The sequence below is a fragment of the Streptomyces actuosus genome (assembly GCF_016921115.1).
GTDB classification, from domain to species: Bacteria; Actinomycetota; Actinomycetes; order Streptomycetales; family Streptomycetaceae; genus Streptomyces; species Streptomyces actuosus_A.
The window spans coordinates 302,889-315,503 of the sequence record NZ_JAFFZS010000001.1 but is presented as its reverse complement, the minus strand read 5'-3'; the positions used below and the strand labels follow the sequence as shown (position 1 = coordinate 315,503).

Below are 12,615 nucleotides of genomic sequence, written 5' to 3'. Positions count from 1 at the left end.
CCGGACACCCCTCGTCCGTCCTGTCCGTACCGCTCCCTCTCCCCGCGGGGGGAGACGAAGCCCAGGTCGTGGGGGTTCAGAAGGCCCGGTGGCGCCATGGGGCCGAGGACGCCAGCCAGGAGGAGACCCGGCTGATGTCCGAGGGAGTGACCATGCCCGCGAGCCGGCCGTCCTCCACGACCAGGGCGCGGTGCGCCGGGCTGCCGTCCAGCGCGGCCGGCAGGCCCGTCAACGGATCGTCGGGGTGCGGGGTGGGGATCTCGTCGATCGGGATCATCACCGAGGTGACGGGCAGGTCCCGCCGCGTGCTCGGGGCGTCGGCCGCGGTCGCCGTCCGCACCAGCCCCACGGGGCGCAGTTCCTCGTCCACGACGGGGAAGGCGGAGTGCCGGTGGCGGAACTCGGGCGCCGCGAGGAACCGGGCCACGGTGAGGGAGGCCGGCACGGTGACGGGGTCGGGCGTCATCGCCTGACGCACAGGTACCCCGCTCAGCAGCCTCCGCGTCCGCGCCGGGCCGGCCTCCGCACCGGCCATCGCGACGAGGAACCAGCCGACGACGGCGAGCCAGAAGCCGCTGAAGAACGCACCGACCACGAAGAGCAGCAGCCCGGCGCCGATCAGGACCCATCCCAGCGCCCGTCCGGCGCGGATCGCCGCCGCGGTCCCGCGCAGCGGGCTGCCCGTCCTGCGCCACACCAGCGCCCGCAGCAACCGCCCGCCGTCCAGCGGGGCGGCGGGCAGCGCGTTGAAGACGGCCAGGAGCACGTTGAGGCCCGCGAGGGACGCGAGCGCGTCGACGGCGAGTGCTCCCGGGGCCCGGGTGTCGAGTACTGCCGCCAGGGCCGCGAAGAGACCGCCGAGCAGCAGGCTGACCAGCGGGCCGACCGCGGCGATCCGGGTCTCGACGGCGGGGGTCGGAGCCTCGCCCCGCAGCCGGGCGATGCCTCCCAGGAGCCACAGGGTGATGTCGTCCACGGTCACACCGTTGCGGCGTGCCACGAGCGCGTGGCTGAGCTCGTGGACCAGCAGCGACAGCACGAAGGCCACCGCGCTCAGTGCGCCGATGAGCCAGTACTCCCAGGCCGGGCTCCCCGGCAGGGCGCCGGGGAGCCGGTCCGTGAGCCCGACGGCGACCACGACGGTGATGACCAGGGCGCTCCAGTGGACCCCGATCCGGATGCCGGCCACGTGTCCGAGCGAGAAGGTCGCCTTCACCGCGGATACGCCTCTTTCCCTTCCGCCACTGGGCTCCGGGTTCCACGGGACCGGCCGCTCACCCGCCTGCCGTCGTCGTGCTGCCGTCGGCGGCAGGGAACGGCCGGGGACCGGGCGCCGCCGGTCGGCACCGGGCTGCCGGGGCCCCCGGCCGCCTGCGGCCCCCGTGTCAGGCACCGGCCGACCGGCAGGGAGTCCGCGGGGTGCGCCGGGCTGCGGCGGCAGCGGGGGGTCAGCCGGACGGCAGCCGCAGGAGCTCGTGGTCGTAGTCCAGGGAGATCTGCCCGAACCGGCTCAGCACGTCGGAGCCGAGCAGCCCCTGGATGTTCGGGTCGCTCCCGGAGTTCTGCAGGGTGACGACCGCGGCGTCGGCGGGGTCGAGAGCGACCTTGTCGATCTTCCAGTCGTCGATCGTCACCACAGGCACCCTCTCCGTGCCGACGACGCCGGTGACGAGCCGGCGCTCGCCCGTACGGGGCAGGTCCAGCGACCGCGCGACGTCGGTGGTGACGACGCTGGAGGCGGCACCGGTGTCCAGCACGAACCGGAAGGGGCCCTGCCCGTCGATGGTCACCGGCACGAACGCCAGGACCTGCCCGTCGCTCTCCACGACCGTGAGCCGGACCTGTCGTCCCTGCGTCGTGGACGACGGGCTCGCCGAGCCGCCCGACGCGCCCCCCGTGTCGACGAAGCAGCCCGCCAGGAGCAGCGTCGCCAGCCACGGGGCCATCAGCCGTGCGGCACGGCCTGCGGACCTGGTGCCGAAGGCGCGGGCGGTACGGGCGGACCGGGCCATGGCGGGAACTCCTCCGTCAGGGTGCGGCCTCTCCCAGCCGGGGTCACCCCCGAGCGGCGGCGCAAACACGCCGTGCCGCCACGGGCCCGGTCCCACCGCACGGTCACGGCGGGACCGCCCCGCCTCTCGATGCCCCGCGGGGGGACGTCGGCGCGGGCGCCGTGGGGAGCCGGGCCGCGACGTCGAAGGGCGCGGGTACGCCGCCGGCAGTCCTTCGGGGCACGCGGACGGAGCCGACGCGACGGGTGTCGTCGTGAACGGGGCGTGACACGGTGCCCCCACGGGCCGTGCCTGCCGCGACGAGCGTTCGTTCCTCTGCCCCTGTACCGACTCGGGTCGCCGGGGCCCGCTCCGCGTCCGCCACGGCGGCGGTGAAAATCGCTGTCCTGTGACCGGAGCCCGGTGATACACAGCCGGGGTGGAGAACGCCCTTGACTTCCCTGCCCTGCTGCGGCTGATCGAGGAACGGTCGATCGCGTTCCGCGACGCGGTCACCGCGGCACCCAGCCTCGACGTCCAGGTGCCGACCTGCCCCGAGTGGACGCTGCTCGACCTGGTGCACCATCTGGGCGAGGTGCGCCGTTTCTGGGCCGCGACCGTCGCAGCGGGGCCTGCTGGCGCGCCTCCGCCCGAGGCCGGAGGCGAGGACACGCCCGCCGCGCCCCGAGAGCGCGAGGCCCTGTCGGCCTGGCTGGCCGAGTCGACGGAGCACCTGCTCGGCGCACTGCGGGAGTCCGGTCCGGACCGCGGCTGCTGGACGTGGTGGGGGACCTCGCAGTCACCGCGGACGGCCGGTGCCGTCGCCCGGCACCAACTGCAGGAGATCGCGGTGCACACCTACGACGCCCACCTCACCCTGGGACTCCCGCAACCGCTGCCGGACGAGGTGGCGTTCGACGGCATCGACGAGTTCCTGTCCACCTGCTGCACGACGAGTCCCTGGCCGCACGATCCCGCGACCGTCGGCTTCCACGCCACCGACGGCCGCTCCTGGCGCCTCTCGGTCTCCGCCGAGGGCGCTCGGGTCACCCGTCTCCCCGCGGCCGGCACCGTGTCCACCGCCGCTCCCGGCGAGGACCCGGGCCCGGCCGACGCCTCCGTCCGGGGCACAGCCGGTGAGCTGGTCCTCGCCCTGTACGGCCGTGTTCCGCTGGACTCGCTGGAACTCGACGGCGACCGGCGGCTGTTCGACCTGCTCCAGGCATGGGAACCGGAGGAGTAGGAGCGCGACGCCGCTCCACCTCGCGCGTACCGGGGGCGTCCTGCCGCCAGCGGTGACGGCCGCGGGACGCCGCCCGCCGCGGCCGGTGCAAGCCGGCCGTACCGCGTGCACCTGTGCCGCGTGCGGCGCGGCTCCGCGTCCGGTGGTCACCCGTCCGGCGGCTCGGCGGAGGCCTCGACACCGGTGGGGGCGGCCGCTCCCGCGGACGCGTGGCGCGGCGCCACGCCGTCGACGCCGGGGAACGGGCCGCAGGCGGCCGCCCGGGGGCGGATCGGGACGCCGTTGGAGCGAAGGACTTCGCGCACGTCCAGGATCAGCGGGAAGACCTCGTGGTTGCGGTCCTCGCCCTGCTCGTCCCACGCCCGCTGCTCCGCCTCGACGGCCATGCGGTCCTCGGCGAACACCCGCTCCGTGAAGCGCCTGATGAGGGGCCACGCCAGGTGCAGGGCGCCCGCGAACCGCGGCTTCTCGATCATGAGGAGGCCGTACGCGTGGCACCGGCGCTGCTCGGCGTCCTCCGGCACGTACGCGACCCAGAGGCGGAAGGCCGGGCGCTCGGCCTGCTCCGGGACGAGGTCCAGGGTCTGGTAGGGGTACTCCGTGCGGATGGTCATGACGTCCGCGCTGTCGCGGCCGGTGAGGCCTTCGGACGCCAGCAGTCCGGCGCCGCGGTTCCGCTTCCCCCCGGTGTGGGTGAACAGGTACCGCGCTTCCACCGACTGCGGGCTCGTCCGGTACTCCAGCAGCTCGGGGTGGAGCTTGCCGACGACGCCGCGATGCAGGAACTGGTGGTTCATGTCGAGCAGGTTCTCGTGCATGAACGAGTAGTGGCAGTGGACCGTCCGGGAGAACGTCATGGTCCGGTAGCGCGGTGAGCCGAAGGCGGGCAGGTCGGGCAGCGCGGTCGCCGCCGCCTTCTCCGGGTCGCCGGGGAAGACGAACACCATGCCGTAGGCCTCGCGGACGGGGTAGCCGCGCACGCCCCGGGGCGGCCGGGCGTCGCCCTTGGACAGGTAGGGGATCTGCGAGATGCGTCCGTCGCCGCGGTAGGCCCAGGCGTGGTAGCAGCAACGGAGCGTGTCGCCTTCCACGACGCCCATGCTCAACGGGACCTGGCGGTGGGCGCACCGGTCCTCCAGCGCGTGCACGGCACCGCTCCGGCCGCGGTACAGGGCGATGCGCTCACCGGCGAACGCGGCCGCGATCACCCGTCCGCCGCGGACGTTCCGGGACAGCGCGACCGGGTACCAGAAATCGGGGTGCACCCCGACCCGCCTGAGGTCGGCGACGCCGGGGCCGCGCTCCCGTCGTTCCGGGCGATGGCCGTTGCTGGTCCCGTCGGGGTCGGTCTGGGTCATACCTCTCCCTTGTGAGGGGGGATACGGGCATGGGCAGGCATGCGTCACGCCGGGCGGCACCGGTCGGCCGGTGCGACGGGGGCCGACCCTTCCATCGTGGCGGACGGGTGCCCTGCTGTCCCTCTGTCCGCGCCTGGAGGGGTGAGCGCGCCGGTGGTGTCCGGCGTACGCCGCCGTGCGGGGCGCGCGCCGTGGACGGTGATGTGGGCGGATGATGCATACCAGGGGCCGGTGGTGACGGCCGTGCCCCGGGACGGGCCGAGCGACGGGAGCCGAAGGTGAGGTGGACGGGGCCGCTGCGAGGAGAACCCGGAGATCTACGGCGCAGGCTGGCGGTCGCCGCCGCCTACGTCCTCGGGCTCCTGGCCCTGGCGCTGGCGGCGATCGCGCTGGCCGTGCAGATCACTCCGCTGCAATCGGTGTCGGCGGCCGGGCAGACCATGCGGGTGGGCGCCGCGCCGTTGAAGTGGAGCCTTTCCGGTCCCGGGCAGCTCGACCTGTTCGGTCAGCGGATCCCCACCCGGCCCCTCTTCGACGGTCCGATCCGGCCCCGGCTGGAACTGACCCACATCCAGGAGGACGCCGAGGTGGCCGGCCTGCTGCGGTCCGGGGAACACGACCGGCTCACCCTGGAGGTCGGCCGGAAGCTGGCGGTGGGCTGGGCACGCTACGGCGCGTGGGAGACCGCTGTGGCGGCCGGACTGGTCCTGCTGCCGCTGGCCGCCTGGACGGGCTGGCGCCGCATGCCGGTGCGCCGGACCGTGCTCGTGCTGACCGGAGGCGTCGTGCTGGTCGCCTCGATCAACGCCGTGGGCTTCTATCTCCTGGCCTTCGACACGCCCCGGGTACTGAGCGACGTCCGGTCGTTGCAGGACCTGCTCGGCCACAGCACCCTGGCCCCGGTGCCCCGCGCGGAGGGGCCCGCCCTCGGCGACGTGCGGGCCGTGTTCCTGGGCGACTCCACCGCCGCGGGCACCGGGAACCGTCCCCTGGCCGACCCTACCCCGCTCGACACGGCGTGCCGGCGCAGCGCCGACTCCTACCCGCAGATCCTGGCCCGCACCAACGACTGGCGGGTGCTCGATCTCGCGTGCGCGGGAGCCACGGTCCACGACGGCCTGCTGGGTGTGCAGATCCTCGGGGACCAGGTGGCCCCGCCGCAGCTGGCCCAGGCGCAGCGGGCCACGCAGGCGTCGGTCGTCGTGGTCGGCGTCGGGGCGAACGACGTGCGCTGGGCCGACCTGGTCAAGCTCTGCGCGGCCTCCCCGACCTGCGACGACCGCGCCTCGACCGCGTTCTTCCAGCACCGTCTCGCCGGATTCGCCCTCGACTACCGGGAACTCCTGCGGCAGCTGTCCGACCTTCCGCAGCATCCGACCGTCCTCGTCAACGAGTACTACGACCCCTTCGGCCCCGACGTGGACTGCCTCCGCAAGGAAGGAATCACCCGCCAGAAGGCGGAGGTCCTGCGCTCGCGGCTCACGGCGCTCAACACCGTGCTGCGGCAGGGGGCCGAGGAGGCCGGGTTCACCACCGCGCGCCCGGACTTCTCCGGGCACGGGCTGTGCAGCGCGCAGCCGTACGTGCAGGGGTCGGCGGGCCGGGCACCGCTGCATCCGACGGCCGCCGGGGCACTGGCCATCGCGCTCGCCGACCAGCAGGCGCTGCCCGACTCGGCACGGTGACCCGGCACATCCGGCGCACCGGTGGTCCGGTGTCGGCCCGGGCGACGGGTTCGCCGGCACGTGCCGTGCATACCCGGGGCGAGTCAGGGAACTCCGGGAGCTGAAGAGGGGGCGGCGTGAGCAAAGGGGCACGGAGATGGCTTGGTGGATCTGGCTCGTCATCGCTGTCGCGATCGTCGTGGGCGTCGCCGCCTCCCTGATGTCCGTGCAGGCACGGCGCCGCTCCGGCGGCGTCATCGCGCAGGGCCGTCGGCCTCGCGGGGGAGGAGGGCGGCAGTCGTGACGGGCCGTATGCGATCCGGCGAGATCACCGGCAAGCCGGTGGTGACCCTGGCGGGCGAGGACCTGGGCCAGGTCAAGGACATCGTCTTCGATCCGTCGACGGGCAGCATCGGATGCTTCACGCTGGCCGGCCGGGGACTGCTCGCGGGACCGCTGCACCGCGCCCTGCTGTGGCGGAACGTCCACGCCCTGGGGCCGGACGCGGTCATGGTGCGCGACGCGTCCGCGCTGGAGGACGACGACACGGCCGCCCAGCCCGAGGCGGACGAGCGGGGCGGGGGCAACGTCCTGGGCATCGAGGTCACCACCCGCAGCGGCACCACGCTGGGCACCGTCACCGACGCGGTCGTGGAGACGGGCAGGACGCCGGTGGTGGCCGGCTACGAGATCGAGACCGCCGAGCACCGCCGCGTATTGCTGCCGGTGGCCGGTCCTGTCACCGTCTCCCGGGATCGGATGCTGGTTCCGGACGCCGCCGCCCGCTACACCGCGGGCGATCTGGAAGGGTTCGGAGCCGCCGCGGAAGGCCTGCGCGACCGCCTACGGCACGAGCCCGAGGAGGACTGACGGCGATGCTGTTCAGCGAGGCCCGGGGCCGGGCCGTCATGGAGCTGACGTCCGCCGAGACGGTGGGTACGGTCGCCGCGGTCACCGTGGCGCCGTCCCCGGCCCGCATCACGGCGTTGCGGCTGAAGACCCGGGGCCGCGGACACGACACGCTGGACTGGGCGCACGTCGCGTCCTTCGGACCGGACGCCGTCGCCGTCGAGGAGGCCGGGCACATCCGTGACGCCAAGGACACCGACCGCGGCGACGCCACCCACACGGACCACGATCCCCTCGGCAAGGCGGTGTTCACCGAGACGGGCCTGCGCAGGGGCACCGTCATCGACGTCGAGTTCGACGAGCAGTCGGGGGACGTCCGCCACCTCCTGACGGACGAGGAGCAGATCCCGGGTGCCGACATTCTCGGTGTCGGAGGCTACGCGGTCGTCGTCGGCGTGCCGCGGGAGACCGCGCACAGTACGCCCTCCTGACCGGCGACCGGCGACCGGCCGGCGGAGCGGGCGTGCCCGCGCGCCGGTCCGCAGCGTTGGATCCGGGTCACGGGAGCCGGGGTGCGGGCAGCCGGCCCCAACCGGCCCCTTCCGCCGCGCCCGCGGCACCGTCGCCCTCTCGGCCGGCGGGCGCGTCGGGCTCCGGCGAGCCTTTGGGAGGCCCGACGGAGCCCGGGAACCTACTTGCTGACGGCGAAGCGCATCAGGGCGTGCTCGTCGCCCTGCTTGATACGGCCCGTCACATTGATGACCTCGAGCTTCCACGACCCGCCGACGCGGACCGCCTTGGCCACCGCGCAGCCGTTGTCCTGGGTGAGCAGGCTGGGCCAGATGTCGGCGACCTGCTGCGTGCTTCCCCCGGTCGCGTCGTAGACCTTGAAGCTGATGTTGCGCGCCTTCTGGAAGGAACTGCCCTTCTTGTACGCGGCGGCGACGAACACGATCGACGTGATGTGCGCCGGGATGCGGGCGAATTCGACGGTGATCGTCTCGTCGTCCCCGTCCCCGTGCCCGGTCTGGTTGTCGCCGCTGTGGACCAGCGAGCCGTTGCCCATGGGGTCGAGCGAGTCGAGGCCCGCGAGCCGCACCGGATCCCCGCCCTGCATGGCGATGCCGATCAGGTCGAGGTCGGTACCGGTCCTCTGGCGCAGCTTGCCGAGCACCCCGCCGCTGCTGCCCGCGGTGGGATCCCAGGACACTCCGATGGACAGATGGGTCACTCCGTCGAGGTCCGCAGGACCGTCTTCCTTGGTGAGCGTGATCATGCGTGCGTCATTCCCCTTCTCGGTGCATGGCGTGGGCGCAAGGCTGCGGGGCGGACACGGCGGTCCCGTGGCTCCGGGCCGCCGTGCGGCACCGTCACGTGCGCCGCGTCCTGGTGTCCGGATTCCGGTCCGGGCATCGCGGCAGCCCGGCGCGGAACCGCACCGCGGTGGCGATGGCGCACACTGCCCCGGTCGTTCCCATGCGAAGCCCCCCTCGACACGGCCTGCGGACGTCTCGCCGGTTACCTTACGGGTGGCTCGGCACGGCTGCGCAGGCCGGGGGACCACAGCGTGGGGCCGGTGGCCCGGGACGAGCCGTGACGGGGAGCCTCCTCAGCGGCGTCCGGCGCGTCGATCCGACCTGGCCCCCTTCGCCGACCGGCCGTGCGACGTCGACGGTGCCTCGGTGACCGGGTGGCCCGGTCGGCGGTGGCCGCAGATGTGGTGTCGGGGACGCGGGACATGGCGGGCCGACGGTGGTGACACGGGGCGGGGATCGGGGGCACGGTGGTGGGAGAGGCCGACGACGGGGTTCCGGGCGCCGCCGACAGGTGTGCCGTGGTCACGGACGCCGGCCACGAGTGCGTCGTCGCCGCCGACACGTGACCGGACGCGGATCCGGAAAGGGGCCGGACACCATGACCGCATACATGCTGCGCCCGATCGGGCGCGTCGAGTCGCCGCTGACCGAGCGCGCCGCGGCGCCCCGGCAGCCCGACGAGGGGGCACCCGACGCCTGGCTCGTCTTCGACGACCGCTACGCGCCCGCCCTGGACGGTCTGGCCGCGGGCACCGACGTCCTGGTGTTGACCTGGCTCGACCGCGCCGACCGCGACACGCTCACCGTGCACCCGCGCGGTGACACCGGCCGGCCGCTCACCGGTGTCCTCGCGACCCGGGCGCCCGACCGCCCCAACCCGATCGGCCTGCACACCGTCCACATCCTCGACATCGCCGGCACCCGCGTCCACGTCCGCAGCCTCGAGGCCCTGGACGCCACCCCCGTCCTGGACGTCAAGCCCCTCCTGACGGCCCACCGCTGACGAGTGGCGGGCCCGCGGGCAGAGACCGTGCGCAGGCGGGTGCGGGTGCCGGGGCGGCGTGCCGGGCGCCCGAGGCCGCCCGGCGCGGTCTCAGTCCTGCGTGTCCGCGGCGGTGAGCGCGGCCAGGGCGGCGTCGAGGCGGCGGGTGGCCTCCTCGGCGACCGGGCGGAGCGCCTCGATCCCGGTCAGGGCGACCATTGTGTCCGGGTCGAGGGCCTGGACGACGGTCCGGGCGCCGTCGGCACGGACGACGACGTTGCACGGCAGCAGCAGGCCGACGGAACGGTCGGCCTCCAGCGCCCGGTGGGCGAGCGGCGGGTTGCAGGCGCCCAGGATGACGTAGTCCTCCATGTCGTGGTCGAGCTTGGCCTTCAGCGTGGCCGTCACGTCGATCTCGGTGAGGATCCCGAAGCCCTGAGCGGCCAGGGCGTCGCGGGTGCGGGCCACGGCGGTGGCGAAGTCGGCGTCGAGGCGGACGGTGCGGTCGTAACGCATGGTGACGGCCTTTCTCACAGGTGCTCCGGGGCTCTCCCGGACCGCAAAAATACCCCCCGGGGTAATCATGTTACCGTCGAAGACATACCCCCCGGGGTAATCTTTCAGTGGAAGGGAGTACTCCGTGTTCTTCATCGACACGATCGAGGTGCCGGGCCTCGGCAACCGCAGCTATCTGGCGGGCGGCGAGCGGACGGCCGTGGCGGTCGACCCGCCCCGCGACATCGACCAGGTGATCGCGGCGGCGGCCCGGCGCGGTGTGCGCATCTCCCACGTCGTCGAGACCCACGTGCACAACGACTACGTCACCGGCGGACTGGAGCTGGCCCGCGTCACCGGCGCCGACTACCTCGTCCCTGCCGGGGCCCGAGTGGGTTTCGCGCGCGTGCCGGTGCACGACGGAGACCGCGCCGACATCGACACCGGCGCCGGACTGGAGCTGCGGGCGGTGGCCACGCCCGGCCACACCCCGCACCACACGTCCTACGTCCTGGAGGAGCGCGGCGCGGCGGTCGCGGTGTTCACCGGCGGTTCGCTGCTGATCGGTACCGTCGGCCGCCCCGACCTCGTCGAGCCGCGGCTGACGCGGCAGCTGGCCCGGGCCCAGCACGCCTCCGCCCACCGGCTGGCAGACGAACTGCCCGAGGAGACCGCGGTGCTGCCCACGCACGGCTTCGGCAGCTTCTGCTCCTCTGCCCAGGCCGAGGGCAGCGCCACGACCATCGGCAAGGAGAAGGTGTCCAACGAGGCCCTCACCCGGGACGTGGACACCTTCGTCGCCGACCTGCTGGCCGGTCTGGACGACATCCCCGCCTACTACGCCCACATGGGCCCGGTCAACGCCGCCGGACCCCGCCCCGTGGACCTCACCCCGCCCGCGGTCGCCGACGCCGAGGAGATCGCCGCCCGGCTGGCCGCGGGGGAGTGGGTGGTGGACCTGCGCAACCGCGTCGCCTTCGCCGAGGGCCACGTGGCCGGGTCCTTCAACTTCGAGGCGGAGGGACAACTCGCGACGTACCTGGCCTGGCTCATTCCCTGGGGCCGGCCGGTCACCCTGCTCGCCGAGTCGCCCGAGCAGCTCGCCGCCGCTCAGCGCGAGCTGGTGCGCGTCGGCATCGACCGCCCGGCCGCCGCGGCCACCGGAGGTCCGGCCGACTGGGTACCGGCGGGCGAGAGCCCGGCCTCCTTCCCGCGCGGCACCTTCGCCGACCTCGCCCGCCGGCAGCAGGCCGAGGACGTCGTCGTGCTCGACGTCCGCCGTGACTCGGAGCGCGCGGGCGGATACGTGGAGGGCTCGGTGCACATCCCGATCCACGCCCTGCCCCGGCGGCTGCACGAGATCCCCGACGGCGAGGTGTGGGTGCACTGCGCGGGCGGCATGCGCGCCGCCGTCGCAGCCGGCCTCCTGGACGCCGCGGCCCGCGACGTCGTCGCCGTGGACGACTCCTTCGACGCCGCCGCCGAGGCGGGCCTCGCCCTCCGCACCCCGTGAGGCGCCCACCGCGGCTCACCCGACGACAACAACGACAGGAGCGAGAAACACCATGAGCATCTTCCGACGCCGTACGGGCGGAACGGGGCGGGTGACCGTCCAGGAGGCCGCCGCGCGCACCGGCCACGGGCAGCCCGCAGTCGAGGGGGCGGACGCCGTCCTGCTCGACGTCCGGGAAGCGTACGAATGGCAGGCGGGTCACGTTCCCGGTGCCGTCCACCTGCCGCTCGCGGCACTGGCGGCGGGGACGGGACTGCCCGGTGAGGCGCAGGCGCGCCCCGTCGTGGTCATCTGCCGTTCGGGCAACCGCTCCAAGCGAGCCGCGGAGCTGCTCGTGGCGCGCGGCGCGGACGCCGTCGACGTGATCGGCGGCATGCGCGACTGGGCCGCGGCGGGACTGCCGGTGGTCGACGGGCGCGGCGGGACGGGCACCATAGCGTGAGCGTGCTTCTCCTCGCCCTGGCCGCCGGAGCCGTCGTGGGCCTCGCCCTCGGCGCTCTCGGGGGCGGCGGCAGTGTCCTGGCCGTCCCCGCCCTGATCTACCTGCTCGGCTTCACCCCGGTCGCGGCCACCACCGCGAGCCTGCTCATCGTCACCGCCACCTCGGTCACCGCCCTCGCCGCGCACGCCCGCGACGGGAACGTGCGATGGCGTACGGGGCTGCTGTTCGCCGCGGCCGGCATCGGCCCGGCGATGCTGGGCGGCGCGCTCGCCGGCCGCATCCCGGCGGGCATCCTGACGGCCGCCTTCGCCCTGCTCGCCGGAGTCGCCGCGCTGCGCATGCTGCGATCCGGCCCCGTCGCCGAGGAACCCGTGACCGTGCGGCCGGGTCGCGCGGCGGCGGCGGGCGCCGGACTCGGCGCCGTCACCGGCGTCCTCGGCGTCGGCGGCGGCTTCCTCGCCGTACCGGCGCTGGTGAACGTCCTCGGCATGCGGATGCGTGAGGCGGTGGGCACCAGCCTGCTCGTCATCACCGTCAACTCGCTGGCCGCGCTGGCGACTCGCGCCGGGGCGGCCGACGGCGTCGACTGGGCGGTCGTCGCCCCCTTCGTCGGCGCCGCGATCCTCGGCGCCTGGGACGGCAAGCGGCTGGCGACCAAGCTGTCCGGGCGCGCACTCCAGCGGATCTTCGCCCTGGTGCTGCTCGCCGTGGCGGCCTTCATGCTCGTCGACGCGGTGGCCTGAGGGACCCGCCCCGCATGAT

14 protein-coding genes are annotated in these 12,615 nt (G+C 74.4%); 9 read left to right on the top strand and 5 right to left on the bottom strand.

All coding sequences use genetic code 11. The features are described from left to right. Positions 1–76: 76 nt before the first annotated feature. The gene (locus tag JS756_RS01435) at positions 77–1,216 is read right to left on the bottom strand and encodes a site-2 protease family protein (protein ID WP_205381020.1); all 1,140 of its coding nucleotides are present in this window, start codon (positions 1,214–1,216) and stop codon (positions 77–79) included. Positions 1,217–1,448: 232 nt separating this feature from the next. Further along, positions 1,449–2,012: a retropepsin-like aspartic protease gene (locus JS756_RS01430; protein ID WP_205381019.1), complete on the bottom strand. Its 564-nt coding sequence runs from the start codon at positions 2,010–2,012 to the stop codon at positions 1,449–1,451. A gap of 418 nt (positions 2,013–2,430) precedes the next feature. Between JS756_RS01430 and JS756_RS01425 the strand changes: the two genes are divergently transcribed. Beyond that, the gene (locus JS756_RS01425; RefSeq protein ID WP_205381018.1) at positions 2,431–3,234 is read left to right on the top strand and encodes a maleylpyruvate isomerase family mycothiol-dependent enzyme; all 804 of its coding nucleotides are present in this window, start codon (positions 2,431–2,433) and stop codon (positions 3,232–3,234) included. 146 nt (positions 3,235–3,380) lie between these two features. Here JS756_RS01425 and JS756_RS01420 read toward each other — a convergent pair whose 3' ends face one another. Beyond that, entirely contained in the window at positions 3,381–4,592 is a 1,212-nt protein-coding gene (locus JS756_RS01420) for a Rieske 2Fe-2S domain-containing protein (RefSeq protein WP_205381017.1), read from the bottom strand. 278 nt (positions 4,593–4,870) lie between these two features. Here JS756_RS01420 and JS756_RS01415 point away from each other — a divergent pair, with 278 nt between their 5' ends. The 4 genes from JS756_RS01415 to JS756_RS01400 all read left to right on the top strand — a co-directional run bounded on the left by JS756_RS01415 (position 4,871) and on the right by JS756_RS01400 (position 7,596). After that, positions 4,871–6,277: a GDSL-type esterase/lipase family protein gene (locus JS756_RS01415; protein ID WP_307790204.1), complete on the top strand. Its 1,407-nt coding sequence runs from the start codon at positions 4,871–4,873 to the stop codon at positions 6,275–6,277. A 136-nt stretch (positions 6,278–6,413) separates the two neighbouring features. After that, positions 6,414–6,560, top strand: coding sequence for a hypothetical protein (locus tag JS756_RS01410; protein ID WP_205381016.1), 147 nt, complete (start codon positions 6,414–6,416; stop codon positions 6,558–6,560). Further along, positions 6,557–7,126 carry a PRC-barrel domain-containing protein gene (locus JS756_RS01405; RefSeq protein ID WP_205381015.1) on the top strand — a complete coding sequence of 190 codons (570 nt, stop codon included), beginning with the start codon at positions 6,557–6,559 and terminating at the stop codon, positions 7,124–7,126. The genes JS756_RS01410 and JS756_RS01405 overlap by 4 nt, the downstream gene beginning before the upstream one ends. A gap of 5 nt (positions 7,127–7,131) precedes the next feature. Next, on the top strand, positions 7,132–7,596 hold the full coding sequence (locus JS756_RS01400) for a PRC-barrel domain-containing protein (protein ID WP_205381014.1): 465 nt from the start codon (positions 7,132–7,134) through the stop codon (positions 7,594–7,596). 200 nt (positions 7,597–7,796) lie between these two features. On the opposite strand, the gene JS756_RS01395 is transcribed toward JS756_RS01400, so the two are convergent. Then, positions 7,797–8,381, bottom strand: a complete 585-nt coding sequence (locus JS756_RS01395; RefSeq protein WP_205381013.1) for a TerD family protein — start codon at positions 8,379–8,381, stop codon at positions 7,797–7,799. Positions 8,382–9,019: 638 nt separating this feature from the next. Between JS756_RS01395 and tsaA the strand changes: the two genes are divergently transcribed. After that, a complete protein-coding gene (tsaA, locus tag JS756_RS01390; RefSeq protein WP_205381012.1) occupies positions 9,020–9,424 on the top strand; it encodes a tRNA (N6-threonylcarbamoyladenosine(37)-N6)-methyltransferase TrmO in 405 nt (134 codons plus the stop codon). Positions 9,425–9,514: 90 nt separating this feature from the next. Here the strand turns inward: tsaA and JS756_RS01385 are convergent, their stop codons facing one another. Further along, entirely contained in the window at positions 9,515–9,919 is a 405-nt protein-coding gene (locus JS756_RS01385; protein WP_205381011.1) for a DUF302 domain-containing protein, read from the bottom strand. Positions 9,920–10,043: 124 nt separating this feature from the next. Here JS756_RS01385 and JS756_RS01380 point away from each other — a divergent pair, with 124 nt between their 5' ends. From JS756_RS01380 to JS756_RS01370, 3 genes are read left to right on the top strand one after another with little or no spacing between them, the layout of a single operon-like run. Continuing rightward, on the top strand, positions 10,044–11,411 hold the full coding sequence (locus JS756_RS01380; RefSeq protein ID WP_205381010.1) for an MBL fold metallo-hydrolase: 1,368 nt from the start codon (positions 10,044–10,046) through the stop codon (positions 11,409–11,411). A gap of 52 nt (positions 11,412–11,463) precedes the next feature. Continuing rightward, positions 11,464–11,853, top strand: coding sequence for a rhodanese-like domain-containing protein (locus tag JS756_RS01375; RefSeq protein WP_205381009.1), 390 nt, complete (start codon positions 11,464–11,466; stop codon positions 11,851–11,853). Continuing rightward, on the top strand, positions 11,850–12,596 hold the full coding sequence (locus JS756_RS01370; RefSeq protein WP_205381008.1) for a sulfite exporter TauE/SafE family protein: 747 nt from the start codon (positions 11,850–11,852) through the stop codon (positions 12,594–12,596). The genes JS756_RS01375 and JS756_RS01370 overlap by 4 nt, the downstream gene beginning before the upstream one ends. Positions 12,597–12,615: the final 19 nt, after the last annotated feature.